At 61.1% G+C, this 15086-nt stretch carries 13 protein-coding genes; 8 read left to right on the top strand and 5 right to left on the bottom strand.

Features of this window, described 5'->3' with window-relative positions:
- Window position 1: 1 nt before the first annotated feature.
- Entirely contained in the window at window positions 2-760 is a 759-nt protein-coding gene (locus BSF79_RS04550; RefSeq protein WP_175545256.1) for a FadR/GntR family transcriptional regulator, read from the top strand.
- Between the two features lie 30 nt (window positions 761-790).
- On the opposite strand, the gene BSF79_RS04545 is transcribed toward BSF79_RS04550, so the two are convergent.
- Complete coding sequence (locus BSF79_RS04545; RefSeq protein ID WP_175545255.1) at window positions 791-1582, bottom strand: helix-turn-helix domain-containing protein; 792 nt, start codon at window positions 1580-1582, stop codon at window positions 791-793.
- Window positions 1583-1883: 301 nt separating this feature from the next.
- Here BSF79_RS04545 and BSF79_RS04540 point away from each other — a divergent pair, with 301 nt between their 5' ends.
- From BSF79_RS04540 to BSF79_RS04525, 4 genes are all read left to right on the top strand, one after another.
- Window positions 1884-3164, top strand: coding sequence for an acyl-CoA dehydrogenase family protein (locus BSF79_RS04540; RefSeq protein WP_090268641.1), 1281 nt, complete (start codon window positions 1884-1886; stop codon window positions 3162-3164).
- 88 nt (window positions 3165-3252) lie between these two features.
- Window positions 3253-3909, top strand: a complete 657-nt coding sequence (locus tag BSF79_RS04535) for a glutathione S-transferase family protein (RefSeq protein WP_090268640.1) — start codon at window positions 3253-3255, stop codon at window positions 3907-3909.
- 76 nt (window positions 3910-3985) lie between these two features.
- The gene (locus BSF79_RS04530; RefSeq protein ID WP_090268639.1) at window positions 3986-4843 is read left to right on the top strand and encodes a beta-keto acid cleavage family enzyme; all 858 of its coding nucleotides are present in this window, start codon (window positions 3986-3988) and stop codon (window positions 4841-4843) included.
- 87 nt (window positions 4844-4930) lie between these two features.
- Entirely contained in the window at window positions 4931-6964 is a 2034-nt protein-coding gene (locus BSF79_RS04525) for an NADPH-dependent 2,4-dienoyl-CoA reductase (RefSeq protein ID WP_090268638.1), read from the top strand.
- Window positions 6965-7039: 75 nt separating this feature from the next.
- Here the strand turns inward: BSF79_RS04525 and BSF79_RS04520 are convergent, their stop codons facing one another.
- Window positions 7040-8209: an acyl-CoA dehydrogenase family protein gene (locus tag BSF79_RS04520; RefSeq protein ID WP_090268637.1), complete on the bottom strand. Its 1170-nt coding sequence runs from the start codon at window positions 8207-8209 to the stop codon at window positions 7040-7042.
- Between the two features lie 203 nt (window positions 8210-8412).
- On the opposite strand from BSF79_RS04520, the gene BSF79_RS04515 reads away from it, so the two are divergent.
- The 3 genes from BSF79_RS04515 to BSF79_RS04505 are packed head-to-tail and all read left to right on the top strand — an operon-like array spanning window position 8413 to window position 12789.
- Complete coding sequence (locus BSF79_RS04515) at window positions 8413-10029, top strand: acyl-CoA carboxylase subunit beta (RefSeq protein ID WP_090268636.1); 1617 nt, start codon at window positions 8413-8415, stop codon at window positions 10027-10029.
- A gap of 22 nt (window positions 10030-10051) precedes the next feature.
- On the top strand, window positions 10052-12016 hold the full coding sequence (locus BSF79_RS04510) for an acetyl-CoA carboxylase biotin carboxylase subunit (protein ID WP_090268635.1): 1965 nt from the start codon (window positions 10052-10054) through the stop codon (window positions 12014-12016).
- Window positions 12013-12789, top strand: coding sequence for an enoyl-CoA hydratase/isomerase family protein (locus tag BSF79_RS04505; RefSeq protein WP_090268634.1), 777 nt, complete (start codon window positions 12013-12015; stop codon window positions 12787-12789). The genes BSF79_RS04510 and BSF79_RS04505 overlap by 4 nt, the downstream gene beginning before the upstream one ends.
- On the opposite strand, the gene BSF79_RS04500 is transcribed toward BSF79_RS04505, so the two are convergent.
- Genes BSF79_RS04500 through BSF79_RS04490 form a run of 3 tightly spaced genes read right to left on the bottom strand, consistent with a single transcriptional unit; the run spans window position 12786 to window position 15084 of the window.
- Window positions 12786-13568 (bottom strand): SDR family oxidoreductase, encoded by a 783-nt coding sequence (locus BSF79_RS04500; RefSeq protein WP_090268633.1) that lies wholly within the window; start codon window positions 13566-13568, stop codon window positions 12786-12788. The two genes, BSF79_RS04505 and BSF79_RS04500, sit on opposite strands and share 4 nt — an antisense overlap.
- A 3-nt stretch (window positions 13569-13571) precedes the next feature.
- On the bottom strand, window positions 13572-14363 hold the full coding sequence (locus tag BSF79_RS04495; protein WP_090268632.1) for an SDR family oxidoreductase: 792 nt from the start codon (window positions 14361-14363) through the stop codon (window positions 13572-13574).
- Window positions 14356-15084 carry a GntR family transcriptional regulator gene (locus BSF79_RS04490; RefSeq protein WP_090268631.1) on the bottom strand — a complete coding sequence of 243 codons (729 nt, stop codon included), beginning with the start codon at window positions 15082-15084 and terminating at the stop codon, window positions 14356-14358. The genes BSF79_RS04495 and BSF79_RS04490 overlap by 8 nt, the downstream gene beginning before the upstream one ends.
- Between the last annotated feature and the right edge of the window lie 2 nt (window positions 15085-15086).

Below are 15086 nucleotides of genomic sequence, written 5' to 3'. Positions count from 1 at the left end.
CTTGAACGAGCCCGTCACGACCATTTCCATCAGCAAATCCGAGCAAGTTGCGCGGTTGCTGCTGGACCGTATCGTTGAAGCCGATCTGCAACCCGGCAGTATTTTCGGCACCGAGGCTGAGCTGCTGAAGCAAATTCAGGTCAGTCGACCGACGCTGCGCGAAAGCCTGCGCATTCTGGAATCGCACGGGGTGCTGACGCGCCGACCGGGGCCGCGTGGCGGGATCGTCGTAACCCGGCCAAGCGTGGATTTCGTGACCCATTCGCTGTCGGTCTTTTTGCGGCTGAACAACGTGCCGCTGGTTGATATCGTGCGGGCACGGCAGGCGATCGAGCCAAGTCAGGCCCGTCTGGCGGCCAAGCACGGCACCGAGGCCGAGTTTGACGAAATGGATGCCTCGATCGCGCGGATGGCTGAGATTGGCGATGATACAGCGGCGTTCGTGGGCGAAAACCGCGCGTTTCACAGCATCATCGCGCGGGCGGCCGGCAATCAGGTGTTGGAAACGTTTTGGGCGTCGATCAGCGCGCTGGCCAGTGGCGAACAGCACGGTTTGAGCTATTCCGAGAAGAACCGTCGTTACATTGTCGAGGCGCATCGCGAGATTGCGAAGGCCTGTCGGGACCGCGACGAGGTGCTGGCGTCGAAGCTGGCCTCGAGCCACGTGGACGATCTGGATACGCTGATGCAAAGCCGGTTCAAAGGCGGTCTTGATGAGCCGACAAAAATCACGCGGCAGCCGCATACGAAGCTGGGCTGAAGGTGGTTTGGCGCGGCAATCGCGCCAGAGTTATGCGGTCAGCATCTGGTTGGCGCTGTTGAAGTCGCGCCCGGCGTATACTTTCAGGTGGCGCGAGCCGTCGCGGATCGAGCGTGGCTTCAATCCATAGGTTTTGCGAATTGAGTGGCTGAAATGGCTGGAGTCCGGGTAGCCGAGGTCCAGCGCCACTGTGGTCAGGCTGCTGCTGAGGTTGGCGTATGCCAGAAACTGCCGGGCGCGTTTCCACATGCGAAAGCTGCGAAAGGACGCGCCTGTCGAATCCTTGAAAAGGTGCAGGAACCGCGAGGTCGAGAGCTGTATCGCCTCGGCGCAATCGCGCGCGGCAAGCCCGGTGTCGGTCATATCGTTTTCAAACATCGCGAGCACGGTTTCGATGCGGGGGTCGATTCGCTTGGTGCACAGCGCTTGGCCGAAGATCAGCCGGTCGAAATCACTTGCGGACAGGTCGCCGGAGCGGTCGGGGCACGAGAAGAAGTCGCGCGAGGCGATCAGGTTTTCGACAAGCGGGTCGGAGCGCGTGCTGACGGCGTTGACTTTGGTCTGAATGTCGCGAAGGCATTCAGCCGTGATACGCTCGGGTTCGATGCCGAAGGATATGATCGTGCCGCAATCCGACATGATCTGATGGCTGGCGTTCGCGGGCACGGCGATAACTGTGCGTTTCATCCATTCGCCAGAGCCGAATCTGATTTGGAAATGCGTTGTCGGCGCAAGATAGATGCCAAAAGCGCCCAGCGTGCGGGGCTTCATCCCGTCGCCTGAAAGGCCTTGATAGAAAAACCGATCTTTTCCCAAGAACATGGTTCTAGGGTTTTTTTCGCGATTTTTCATTCTGTCCCTCCCAAGACGAACTTCGTGCAAAGAGGCGCCTTCGAGCCTTGCCACGCGAAATTTTAGCGTACCGAAAAGGGCCGCGCGCGTGTGCCTGATGCTGGATCGGTGCCGTCCTTACTGTTTCGTTTAGACTTGGGGGGCGGGTGTGTCAATATATATCGTCTGACGATATTGCGCGGCGACGCTGGGTCCGCTAGGCTTTGGGCAATAATTGAATGCGCGGGTCCGGGGATGTGGGGCGGGCGCCAAAATTTTCGGAGGGCCATCAATGATACCAGAAAAGTCACCCAAGGTTGTCGAGTTGGAAGGCAGGCTTTTGAGCTTCATGGAGGAGCATATCTATCCGAACGAAGCCCGGTTTTACCGCGAATCCGAGGACCTTGGGCCTTGGGCCGTCACGCCGGTGGTCGAAGAACTGAAGGTCAAAGCCAAGGCGGCGGGGCTGTGGAATTTGTTTTTGCCCGCATCCGAACGCGGCGCGGGATTGAGCAATCTGGAATATGCGCCGCTGTGCGAAATCATGGGCCGCACCCATATGGCGCCGGAAGTGTTCAACTGCTCGGCGCCCGATACCGGCAACATGGAAGTGTTGGAGCGCTATGGCTCGGACGCGGATAAAGAGCGCTGGCTGAAACCGTTGCTGAATGGTGAAATCCGGTCGGCGTTTGCGATGACCGAACCGGCGGTTGCCTCGTCTGACGCGCGCAATATCGAAAGCTCGATCCGGCGCGAGGGCGATGAATACGTGATCAACGGCCGCAAATGGTATACGACCGGGGGCACTGACCCGCGCTGCAAGATCATCATTTTCATGGGAAAAACCGACCCTGAGGCGGAGACCTATAAGCAGCAGTCGATGATTCTGGTGCCAATGGACACGCCCGGCATCACAGTTGAACGCGCGCTGCCGGTGTTTGGGTTTTACGGCGTGCCGGACCGCGCGGCAGAGATCTTGTTTGAAAATGTGCGGGTTCCTGCCAGCAATATGTTGCTGGGCGAAGGGCGCGGGTTTGAGATTGCGCAGGGGCGGCTGGGGCCGGGACGGATTCACCATTGCATGCGGTTGATTGGCCTAGCGGAACGGACGCTGGAAAAGATGTGTGCCCGTGCCGAGGACCGCATGGCCTTTGGTAAATTGCTGTCGGAACAGTCGGTATCGCGCGAACGGATTGCGCAATCGCGGATCCTGATTGAACAGTCGCGCCTGCTGACGCTGCGGGCGGCGCATCTGATGGATACGGTCGGCAACAAACAGGCCCGCGCCGAGATTGCGATGATCAAGGTGGCGGTGCCGGACATGGCCTGCAAGGTGATCGACTGGGCGATCCAGATGTTTGGCGGCGGTGGCACCGGCAATGATTTCGGGCTGGCTGCGGCCTATGCCACGGCGCGTTTGCTGCGTCTGGCCGATGGCCCCGACGAGGTGCACCGCGATCAGATTGCGCGGCTGGAATTCAAGCGGCAAGCGGGGCGCAACGATACCGGCGGGGTGCGCAACTGGGCGCCGGCGGTCAGCGCGATGGCCTTGGGCACCGCGCCGCGGGCCTGAGGTGAAAAACCGATGAAATAACCAGATCACGCAAGTCAGCCTTGCGTGATTTTTCTATCCTGTCACACATACCGAGGGAGGAACCGGCATGATCGAATTGTGGCACTGCGCGGATGCGCGGTCATTTCGGGCGCTTTGGGCGCTTGAGGAACTGGGCTTGGAATACGAGCTGAAGATGCTGCAGTTTCCGCCGCGGGTGTTCAAGAAGGACTATTTGGCGGAAAATCCGTTGGGGACGATCCCGCTGTTGGTGGATGGCGACACGCGGATGACCGAATCTGCGGCGATCGCGCATTATCTGGCGATGCGCCACGGGGGCGGAAAATTTACGCCCGCGCCGCAGGATGCGACCTATGGCGCGTACCTCAACTGGCTTCATCATGGCGAGGCGACGCTGACGTTTCCGCAGACGATTTACCTGCGCTATACGTTTCTGGAGCAGGGCGAGCGCCGATCGCCGCAGGTTGCCGAGGATTACAAGAAGTGGTTTCTGGCCCGGTTGCGCCTGCTTGAGCAGACGCTGGGCGATGGGCGGATGTATCTGCTGGGGGATGAATTCTCGATGGCCGATATATCGGTCGGGTATGCGATTTTGCTGGCCCATAGCCTGCATATCGAGGATGAGCTGCCGCCTTTGACGGTGGCGTGGTATGCGCGCCTGACCCAGCGGCCCGCGTTTGTTGCGGCGCAGGCCAAGCAGCGCGAGGCCGCAGCGGCGCAAGGTGTCGAGATCGCAAAATTCTGACGGTGTAGCGTCTGGGCGCAAGCTGCTGGCGGTGGGAGCGTTTATTCCTCTGGCGAGCTGAAAACAACGAGGCCAAATGACCAAAGCGATTATCTGTTGCGCCATCAACGGCGTGCTGACGGACCCCAAGCAGCATAACGTGCCGGTAACGCCCGCCGAAATGGCGGCCGAGGCGCGCCGTGCCTATGATGCGGGGGCGTCGATCATCCATTTCCATCTGCGCCAGCAGGAAGAGGGCAAAGGCCATCTGATGTCGTGGGATGTTGATCTGTCGCGCGAGGTTCAGGCCGCGATCCGCGAGGCCTGCCCCGGTGTGATCCTGAACCACACCACCGGGGTTGTCGGGCCGGATTACAAAAAGGCGTTGGAGTGCGTGGCCGCGACCAAGCCCGAAATGGCCGCGTGCAATGCGGGGTCGCTGAATTACCTCAAGACGCGGGCAAATGGTGGCTGGGCCTGGCCGCCGATGATGTTCGATAACCCGGTTGAAAAGGTGCAGGAGTTTCTGGACGTGATCCTGGCGGCGGGGGCCATCCCCGAGTTTGAATGCTTTGACACCGGGATTGTACGCAGCATCGAGATGTATCGCAGCGCGGGCATGTTCACGGGCGTGCCGCAGATGAATTTTGTGATGGGGGTGGCCTCGGGGATGCCGGTCATGCCGGAGCTGCTGCCGATCTTGGTGGATCTGGCGCCTGACGATGCCCGTTGGCAGGTCACCGCGATTGGCCGAGGAGAGATTTGGCCGACGCATCAGAAGGCCGCCGATCTGGGCGGGATGCTGCGGGTCGGGCTTGAGGATACGTTTTATTTGCCGGGGGGCGAAAAAGTATCGTCGAACGGCCCGCTGATCGAACAGATGGCGATCTGCGCACGCAATGCGGGTCGTGATGTTGCCTCGGCGACCGAGGCCCGCGCGATGTTGGGGCTTTAGGGGCCTGCGCACCGTTGAGTTTTGCTTGGCCCGCCCGACGCGTACCGTTGGGCGGGTCGGGGTGTATTTAGTAAGGAGACCCGCACCATGACAGCCGCGCCGCATTACCCCGCGCTTTTCTCGCCGCTTGATATTGGGGTTACGCGCCTCAAGAACCGGATATTGATGGGGTCGATGCACACCGGGTTGGAAGAGGCCGAGGGCGGATTTGAGCGCATGGCGGAATTTTACGCCGAGCGGGCGCGCGGCGGTGTTGGTCTGATCATCACCGGCGGCATCTTTCCCAACCATGAGGGCGGGCGGGGCAGCAAATTGTCAACCGTGCAAGAGGTGGCGCAGCACCGGGTGGTCACCTCGGCCGTGCATGCAGCGGACCCGGACGTGAAGATCTGCATGCAAATCCTGCATATGGGGGCGCTGGCGGATACGCCCGATCTGGTCGCCCCCTCGGCGGTGAAATCGCGGATCTCGAAGCGGGTGCCACATGCGCTGGACGAGGCGGGCATTCAAAAGCAGCTGGATGACTTTGAGAATTGCGCGCTGAAGGCCAAGGAGGCGGGGTATGACGGGGTCGAAATCATCGGGTCCGCCGGATATTTGCTGAGCGCCTTTCTGGTTGAGAAAACCAACCAGCGGACCGACGCATGGGGCGGCCCGTTCGAGAACCGCATGCGCTTTGTTCTTGAGGTGGTGCGGCGCGTGCGTGCCGCCGTGGGTGATGACTTTGTGCTGATCTTTCGGATTGCGGCGATGGATATGTTGCAAGACGGCATGTCGTGGGACGAGGTTGTGACGCTGGCGAAGGCCGTCGAGGCCGCTGGCGTGACGATCGTCAGTACCCATTTTTGCTGGCACGAATCCTTTGTGCCGACGATCGCAACGATGGTCCCGCGCGCGGCTTTTGCCGTTGTGACGGGGCGTTTGCGCAAGCAGCTGAGCATTCCGGTCATCACCAGCAACCGGATCAACATGCCCGACGTGGCCGAGGATGTGCTGAACTGCGGTGATGCCGATATCATTTCAATGGCGCGTCCGATGCTGGCGGATGCCGATTTCGCGCGCAAAGCGCGTGAAGGCCGCGCGGATGAGATCAACACCTGTATTGCCTGCAATCAGGCCTGCCTTGACCATGCGTTCACCGGGCAGGAAGTCAGCTGTCTTGTGAACCCGCGCGCCTGTCACGAGACGGTCTTGCGGTACGAACCTGCGGCGGTGCCCAAGCGTATTGCCGTGGTCGGGGCGGGGCCTGCGGGGCTGTCATTCGCCGATGTCGCTGCGCAACGCGGTCACAAGGTGACGTTGTTTGACGCGGGCAGCGAGATTGGCGGTCAGTTCAATCTGGCCAAGCGGGTGCCGGGCAAGGAAGAGTTTTATGAAACGCTGCGCTATTTCGCCCGTATGATCGAGCTGCGCGATGTGGATCTGCGCCTGAATACCCGCGTCAGCGCCGAGATGCTGCGCGCGGGTGGCTATGACCAGATCGTGATTGCAACGGGCATTGTGCCGCGCACCCCAGACATTGACGGGATCGGGCACCCGAAGGCGATCAGCTATGTCGATGCGATCACCGGGGCCAAGCCGGTGGGGCAGAAGGTGGCGATCATCGGGGCGGGCGGTATCGGTTTTGACGTGGCCGAGCTGATCACCCATCAGGGCAAAAGCAGCGCACTGGATATTGATCTGTTTGCCAAGGAATGGGGGGTCGATTTTGCCAACCATCCGCGCGGCGGGGTGTCCGGGGTGGAGCCGGTTGTGCCAACGAACGGGCGCGAGGTGGTGTTGTTGCAGCGCAAGGAAAGCCCGGTTGGGGCGGGGCTTGGGCGCACGACCGGGTGGACCCATCGGTTGTCGTTGCAGCGGCGCGGGGTCGAGATGATGAACGGCGTGACCTATCTTGGGCTTGATGACGACGGGCTGAAGATCGCGGTCGGCGGCGCGCCGCGTGTGCTGGATGTGGATACGGTGATCGTCTGTGCGGGGCAAACACCGCTGCGCGGGCTTTTCGATGAACTGGCCGACACGGATGTGCTGGTGTGGCTGATTGGCGGGGCATTCGAGGCGGCCGAGCTTGATGCGAAAAAGGCGATCAATCAGGCGTGTTTTCTGGCGGCTGAGGTCTGACCGCCGCGTGAATGTCGCCACCAGCGGGCAGGGGATCCTGCCCGCGATTGGTGTCGCGATGTTTTGCCGGGCGGGTCAGATGCCCAGTTGGCTGGACGCAAGATTGCGCATGATTTCATCGGTGCCGCCGCCGATCGAAAGCACCTTGGTCTCGCGGTAAATCCTCTCGGATGCCGTGCCCTGCATATAGCCCATGCCGCCCAAAATCTGCACCGCGGCATCGGCACAGAACTGCATGGTGTCGGTTGCGGTGATCTTGGCCATGCTGGTGCGCGCGATGTGCACGTTCAGCGGATCCATCTTGTGGATGTGGCGATAGACGATGTCATAGGTCAGCGTTTTGGCGGCGTCGATTTTCATCGCCATATCCACCAGTTTATGCCGGATCACCTGCTGTTGCGACAGGGGCTTGCCAAAGGCCTGCCGGTCCTGCGCCCAGGCCAGCGCCTCGCGGTAGCAGACCTCGGCAAACGAGTAGGCCTGCGAGGCGATGGTCAGGCGTTCGGCGTTGAAGTTCATCATGGCGTTCTTGAAGCCTTCGCCCTCTTGCCCGATCAGGTTGGTCACCGGGACGCGGCAATTGTCAAAGGTCAGATGCGCGGTGTCAGAGGCCCACCAGCCCATTTTCTTGAGCTGGGTGCGGCCAAGGCCGGGTGTGTCGCCCTCGATCATCAGGAACGAGATGCCGCCGTGGCCCGCCTTCTGCGCGTCGGTGCGCACAGCGACGGTGAAGAAGTCAGCCTGCATCCCGGAGGTGATAAAGGTCTTTTCGCCGTTGACGATGAAGTGATCGCCATCGCGCACGGCGTTGGTGCGCAGGGCGCCCACGTCGGACCCGCCGCCGGGTTCGGTGATCGCCAGCGCCGATATCTTGTCGCCCGCAATGACAGGCATGGCGACGCGGGTTTTCAGGTCGTCGCTGCCGTGGTTGACGATGGGGGGATTGCCGATCGAATGGCTGCCCAGCGAGGCGCATACGCCGCCCGCGCCGCAGCGCGACAGTTCTTCCGAGACAACAATTTGCATGAAGAAATCGCCGTTCGAGCCGCCCAGGTTGGTGGGGCAGATCACGCCTTGCACGCCCATATCGCCGATCTTCTTGAAAATCTCGCGCGGCATTCGGCCTGCGTCCTCCCAGGCGGGGACGTTGGGGGTGATTTCCTTGTCCACAAAAGCCCGCAGCGCATGGCGAAAGGCGGTGTGATCTTCGGAAAAGTAGTGCGTATTCGGCGAAAGTTCGAACATCTGGGCGGCCTTTGTTGGTGGTCGTTGCGCAAGGGTTCCACGTTTTTGCGCGCGTTGGCTTGTCTTAAGGCGCTAGGGCGCAAGAAAACGCGGGGAGCTGGCGGCGGCGTAGCCGAAACACACAAGAAAATGCCGGGGTCACAAGGTAGCATCCGCTCAAGTGTCGGCTGTGGCCGGGCAAAACCTAACGATATGGATGCACAATGGCGAAAATTGAGACACGGGTATCGAACAGTTCCGACGGGTATGTTTCCAATCGCGATGGGATGCTGGGGCTGCTTGAGCAGATCAAGGAGGTCAGCGCGCGGGCGCGGATCGCCTCGGACAGCGCGCGGGAACGGTTTGAGAAGCGGGGGCAGTTGGTGCCGCGCGACCGTCTTGCCCTGCTGCTGGACCCCGATACGCCGTTTATCGAGCTTTCGGCGCTGGCGGGGTACGGGCTGGATCATCCTGATCCGGCCAGGTCGGTGCCCGGCGGCGGTGTGATCGCGGGGATCGGGTATGTGTCGGGGGTGCGCTGCATGGTTAACGCATCCGATTCCGGGATCGCGGCGGGCGCGCTTCAGCCGATGGGGTTGGACAAGCAGTTGCGGGTTCAGGAAATCGCGCTGGAAAACAAGCTGCCGTATATTCAGCTGGTGGAAAGTGCCGGCGCCAACCTGATGGCTTATAAGGTCGAAGACTTCGTGCGCGGTGGCAGCCTGTTTCGCAACCTTGCGCGGTTTTCGGCGGCGGGTCTGCCGGTTGTCACGATCACGCATGGCAGTTCGACCGCTGGAGGGGCCTATCAGACGGGTCTGTCGGATCATATCATCATGGTGCGCGGACGCACGCGCGCGTTTCTTGCCGGGCCGCCGCTGTTGAAGGCCGCCACCGGCGAGGTCGCAACCGAAGAGGATCTGGGCGGGGCCGAGATGCACACCGGCATTTCAGGTCTGGGCGATTATCTGGCCGAAGACGACGCCCACGCCATCGGTCTGGCGCGGGATGTGATGGCGAATATTGATTGGGACGGCATGAAGGTGGACGCGCGCGACTATGCGCCGCCCGCCTATGACACCGAGGAACTTCTGGGGGTCATGCCGTTGGATCACAGTCAGCCGGTGGATATGCACGAGATTATCGCGCGTCTGGTGGACGGGTCGGACTTCATTGATTTCGGCGAACGCTATGGCAGTGCCACGATCTGCGGCACGGCCAAGATCAAGGGCTGGCCGATCGGGATCGTCACCAACAACGGGCCGATTGACCCGGCAGGCGCCGCGAAGGCGACGCATTTCATTCAGGCTTGCTGTCAGGCGGGCACGCCGATCCTGTATCTGAACAACACCACCGGGTTCATGGTCGGACGGATTTACGAAGAGGCCGGGATCATCAAGCACGGCTCGAAAATGATTCAGGCGGTGACCAACGCGACGGTGCCGCAGTTCACCATCTATTGCGGGGCGTCGTTCGGGGCGGGGAATTACGGCATGTGCGGGCGCGGGTTTAATCCGCGGTTCTGCTTCTCGTGGCCGAATTCGAAAACGGCGGTGATGGGGGGCGAACAGGCCGCAGGCACGATGGCCATCGTGCAAGAGGCCCGCGCCGCACGCAAAGGCGAGACGGTGGACCAAGAGGCGCTGAATGCGCTGAAGACCAAGATCATCACCAACTTCAACAGCCAGATGAGCGCGTTGCACACCAGTGCGCGTATTCTGGATGACGGTATCATTGATCCGCGCCAGACCCGCGAAATCCTGGCCGAGGTCATGCAGATCAGTCGTGCTGCCGAAGGGCGCACGCCCAACAAGATGCAGTTCGCCGTCGCGCGCCCCTAACCTTTGCCGAGAAGTATTTGACATGAATAAGAGAACACCATTCACAAAGCTTCTGGTCGCCAATCGTGGCGAGATCGCAGTGCGGGTTTTGCGCAGCGCCCGGAACCTTGGGTATCAAACCGTCGCGGTCTATTCCGAACCTGATGCCGATGCCGTGCATGTGGCGATGGCCGATCAGTCGGTCTGCATCGGGTCGGCGGCCCCTGCCGAGTCGTATCTGCGGATCGACCGGATTATTGAAGCGGCCAAGCTGACGGGCGCGGATGCGATCCATCCCGGATATGGCTTTCTGGCCGAAAACCAAGCTTTGCCTGCGGCCTGTGCGGCGGCGGGTATCGTTTTTGTCGGCCCCAGCGCGGAGTCGATTGTTAAAATGGGCGACAAGGCCGGGGCGAAGGCGTTGATGATTGCCGCAGGCGTGCCCTGCGTGCCAGGGTATCAGGGCGACGATCAAAGCCTTACGACATTGCAGGCCGAGGCGGATCGCATCGGGTATCCGTTGATGATCAAGGCCACGGCAGGTGGCGGTGGGCGTGGGATGCGTCTGGTGCAAGGTGCCGCCGGGTTTGCCGATCATCTGAAGTCGGCGAAATCCGAAGCCAAATCGGCCTTTGGCAATGACATCGTTCTGTTGGAGCGCGCGATCATCAATCCGCGCCATGTCGAGATTCAGATCATGGCCGACCGGCACGGCAATGCCATCCATTGCGGCGAACGCGATTGTTCGGTCCAGCGCCGCCACCAAAAGGTGATCGAAGAGGCTCCGTCGCCCGCCGTGTCGCCCGCGTTGCGGGCGCGGATGGGCAAGGCTTCGACCGATGCGGTTCTGGCGATCGGATACGAGGGGGCGGGGACTTTCGAGTATCTGCTGGATGAGAACGGCGATTTCTTCTTCATGGAAATGAACACGCGGCTTCAGGTCGAACACCCGGTGACCGAGGCGATCACCGGTCTTGATCTGGTGGCGCTGCAACTGCGCGTGGCCAGTGGCGAGCTTTTGGGCCTGACGCAGGAGGACGTGCAGTTCAGCGGCCATGCGATCGAGGTGCGGCTGTGTGCCGAGGATCCGGGCAATGATTTCATGCCGCAAAGTGGTCGGTTGAACATGTGGAAGCCCGCCGCGTTTCTGCGTGTCGAACACGGGCTGCGCGACGGGTCGGATATTCCGCCGTTCTATGATTCCATGATCGCCAAGCTGATCGCCTTTGGCGACACCCGCGAGGATGCGCGGCGCAAGCTGATCTCGGGGGTTGAGGCGACGATTGCGCTGGGCGTTCGTACCAATCAGTCATTTCTTGCAAGCTGCCTGAAGCATCCGGTGTTCGGCGCAGGCGGCGCAACAACCGGTTTTATCGAGCAGAACCGCGACGCGCTTTTGCCCGACACCGAAACAGCCGAGCGGCAGGCGGCGATGCTGGTGGCGGCGTTGCTGCGCGCCTCGCCCAGCACGTCGCTGGCGCACGGGTATTCGGCGCCGATCCGTTTGAGCCGTGGCGCGGCGGAACATACCGTCAAGGTGATCGCGCGGGGGCTGGGCGAGTGTCTGGTCGAGTGTGACGGCGAAACGATGGCGCTGACGGTCAGATCGGTCACATCCGGCGTCTACGACTATGTTCTCAACGGGCTGGCGACGCGGGCCGCGCTTTCGCGCGATGGTAACGCGGTGTTTGCGCATATCGACGGGGCGCAGTGGGATTTCATCGACAATTCGCTGACGGCCAAATCCACGGGCGAGGTCGCCGGAAGCGATGGCAAAGTGCGGGCCTCGATGAATGGTGGTGTGGTTTCGGTGGATGTCGTCGTTGGCGATACGGTGACCAGGGGGCAGAAGCTGCTGGTCGTGGAAGCTATGAAGATGGAGCACACCCACGCGTCGGTGGTCAATGGCGTGGTGACGGCGGTTCATGTTGTGGTCGGGGGGCAGGTCACGGCGCACAGTCTGGTGGTCGAGGTCGAACCCGAAGCCATCACGGGGGATGCGGCATGAGCGCCCCGGCTGTTTTGCACGAAAAACGCGGGGCTGCGTTTTGGATCACGCTGAACCGTCCCGAAAAGCGCAATGCGATCAACAACGACGTGATCGCGGGCATCAGTGCCGGGATCAGTGCGGCCATTGCCGATGGTGAGGTGCGCGCGATTGTTCTGACCGGGGCGGGGGACAAAGCCTTTTGCGCGGGCGGGGATCTTGCGCCGGGTGGGGGCTTCAACTTTGACTTTTCGCAACCGCAGACGGCCTATGGCAACTTGATGCGGCAGGCGCAGAATTGCCCGCTACCGATCATCGCGGCGGTAAACGGCGTTTGTGTTGCGGGCGGCATGGGGCTGTTGGTGATGGTCGATATGGCCGTGGCGGCCGAGGGGGCGCGCTTTGGTCTGCCCGAGACGAAAATCGGGCTGTTCCCGATGCAGGTTCTGAGCCTGATGAAAGATCTGGTGCCGATGCGTATCCTGCGCGAGTGGGCGCTGAGCGGCGAGCCGTTCGATGCAGCCGAGGCGAAAGCGGCCGGGCTGCTGAACCATATCGTGCCGCAGGGCGACTTGATCGCCAAGGTCGATGACATGGTGGCCAAACTGGCGAGTTGTTCGCCCACGGCGCAGCGGCGCGGCAAATATGCGATGCGCGCGCTTCAGGGCATGAGCTTTGATCAGGCGATCGCCTTCACCGAAGGTCAGCTTGGCCTGATGACGCTGACAGAGGATGCCAACGAAGGCCTTGCCGCGTTCAATGAAAAACGCAAACCGCAGTTTTCGGGAAACTAGGCCTGCATCGCGCGTTGCAGTTTGACCATTCCGCCGATCCAGCGGTCATAGTCTTTGGTCTTGTTCTGCATATAGCCCAGAACCTGAGGGTGCGGCAGGGCCAGAAATTCCTCGTTTGAAATCGCTGTCAGGGCGCATTGCGCGACCTGTTCGGGCGACAATGCGCCGTCCAGAGATTGCGGGCCGTCGGGGATGTTGCGCAGCATATCAGTGTCGACCCCTTGCGGGCACAAAATGGTGACGCGAATACCGTCATCGCGGTGCGTGATCGCCAGATTTTCGGCAAACCCGACAGCCGCGTGTTTGGTCGTGGCATAGGTCGCACTGCCAACTTGCGACAGCAGCCCGGCCGCCGACAGCGTGTTCAGGAAATACCCGCCGCCGCGCGCCTTCATCCGGGGGATCAGCGCGCGCGCCGCATAGACATGGGCCATGACGTTGACCTGCCACGACAGCGCCCACAGGTCGTTTGACGCTTGGGCGGCATTGGTGAAGTCGGCGTCAAACCCAAGTGCCACGCCCGCGTTCGAGCAGAACAGCCCAATCGGGCCATGCGCCGCCTCGACGGCGTCGATCATGTCGGTGATTTCACGCTCTTGCGAGACATCCACACGGTAGGCGTCGCCATCAATGCGGCGGGCCACGGCTTGCGCGCCGGCAAGGTCAATGTCGGTGACGACAACCTTGCGCGCGCCCGCCTGATGGCAGGCGTCGCACAGCGCCTTGCCAATGCCGTTTGCGCCGCCAGTGACGACGACGACCTGATCGTGAATATCCATCGCTTAAATCCCCGTGATGGTGGTGCCGCCGTCCACGACAATCGTCTGCCCGGTGACGAAAGCCCCGGCTTTTGCGGCCAGAAATACGGCGGCTCCGGCGATTTCATCGGGCTGGCCGATCCGTGCCAGCGGCGTCTTTTCGACATAGGTCTGATAGGATTTGGGATCGTCCCACAGCGCCTTAGCGAAAGCGGTCTTGATCAGGCCGGGGGCGATGCAATTCACCCGAATGTTGCTGCCGCCGAACTCGACCGCGAGGTTGCGGGCCAGCTGCATATCGGCGGCTTTCGAGATGTTATAGGCACCGATGACCGGCGATCCGGCCAGCCCGCCAATCGACGAGACGATGATGATCGCGCCGTCCTTGGCCTTGATCATGTAGGGCGCCACCATCTGAACCAGCCAGTGATTGGCGATCACGTTGTTTTCCAGAATTTTGCGGAACTGATCGTCGTTGATGCCACTCATCGGGCCGAAATAGGGATTACTGGCCGCGTTGCAGACAAGGATATCGACCCGCCCCCATTTTTGAACCGTCCGGGCCACCAGATTTTCCAACGAGGCCTTGTCGGAAATATTGGCCGGGATTGCGATGGCGCGATCTTCGTCGATGTCGGAATTTATCTTTTCCACCGCGGCGGCGCAGCTGTCTGCCTTGCGCGAGGAAATGACCACTTTCGCCCCGGCTTTGGCCATCTGTTCCGCGATGGCCAGACCGATGCCGCGCGACGATCCGGTGATGATTGCGACTTTGTCGCGTAGTGAGAACAGCTGGTTTGAGGTATCGTTATTCATCGCTTTGTTTGCCCTGTTTCTTTTTCGGAGTTCCGACTTCTTCCTCGAAATAGGGCAGTGTGAAGCCCGCTATTTTCTGCACATATTCCCGCGTTGCGGTTTCGGCCCTTTCGCCGTTCCCCGACAGGATTTCCTGCGCCATCATCGAATACCCGGCTTCGCGCTCGGCCTTGGGAACAAGCAGGCGATTGCGAACAAGGTGAACCTGAAGCTTCGGGATGATCGTGTTCAGTTCGGTATTGCCGCTGATCTGCACGACCTTCTGGAAGAACCGATTGCGCAGCCGGATGAATTCGAACCGTTCGTTCCCGTCCTCATAGCCGCAAATTGCCGCGACGCAGTCCAGCAGTTCGTCCTTGGCGCCGGGCTGTTCGATGTTTTCAGCGGCCTGGCGTGCGGCAAGGCCAAGGATGACTTCGGTAATCGCAAAGATATTGGCCGCGTCCCGGCGCGTTAACCGGCGAATATGCGCGCCGCGAAACTGCACATAATTGGCGATGCCATCGGCGGTCAGCTGCTTGATGGTTTCGCGCACGGTGCTGCGGCTGACGCCGTATTCGCGCATCATATCGGGTTCGACCAGGCGCTGCCCCGGAACATAGCGCCCTTCATACAGGCCCCGCACGACATCGCGGACGATGGTATCGGACGTGCATTCGCGGTCGGGGCTGCTGTTCTTCTGAGGGGTGTAGAGTTTGAGTTTCTTGTTCTCTTCAGGCATGT

The organism is Thalassovita taeanensis, assembly GCF_900110775.1.
GTDB lineage: Bacteria > Pseudomonadota > Alphaproteobacteria > Rhodobacterales > Rhodobacteraceae > Litorimicrobium > Litorimicrobium taeanense.
This window is presented reverse-complemented; position numbering and strand designations above follow the sequence as displayed.

Coding starts and splice junctions, on each gene's coding strand:
- BSF79_RS04545 (WP_175545255.1), bottom strand. CDS start 1,582: ATGTTCTTGGGAAAAGATCGGTTTTTCTATCAAGGCCTTTCAGGCGAC.
- BSF79_RS04540 (WP_090268641.1), top strand. CDS start 1,884: ATGATACCAGAAAAGTCACCCAAGGTTGTCGAGTTGGAAGGCAGGCTT.
- BSF79_RS04535 (WP_090268640.1), top strand. CDS start 3,253: ATGATCGAATTGTGGCACTGCGCGGATGCGCGGTCATTTCGGGCGCTT.
- BSF79_RS04530 (WP_090268639.1), top strand. CDS start 3,986: ATGACCAAAGCGATTATCTGTTGCGCCATCAACGGCGTGCTGACGGAC.
- BSF79_RS04525 (WP_090268638.1), top strand. CDS start 4,931: ATGACAGCCGCGCCGCATTACCCCGCGCTTTTCTCGCCGCTTGATATT.
- BSF79_RS04520 (WP_090268637.1), bottom strand. CDS start 8,209: ATGTTCGAACTTTCGCCGAATACGCACTACTTTTCCGAAGATCACACC.
- BSF79_RS04515 (WP_090268636.1), top strand. CDS start 8,413: ATGGCGAAAATTGAGACACGGGTATCGAACAGTTCCGACGGGTATGTT.
- BSF79_RS04510 (WP_090268635.1), top strand. CDS start 10,052: ATGAATAAGAGAACACCATTCACAAAGCTTCTGGTCGCCAATCGTGGC.
- BSF79_RS04505 (WP_090268634.1), top strand. CDS start 12,013: ATGAGCGCCCCGGCTGTTTTGCACGAAAAACGCGGGGCTGCGTTTTGG.
- BSF79_RS04500 (WP_090268633.1), bottom strand. CDS start 13,568: ATGGATATTCACGATCAGGTCGTCGTCGTCACTGGCGGCGCAAACGGC.
- BSF79_RS04495 (WP_090268632.1), bottom strand. CDS start 14,363: ATGAATAACGATACCTCAAACCAGCTGTTCTCACTACGCGACAAAGTC.
- BSF79_RS04490 (WP_090268631.1), bottom strand. CDS start 15,084: ATGCCTGAAGAGAACAAGAAACTCAAACTCTACACCCCTCAGAAGAAC.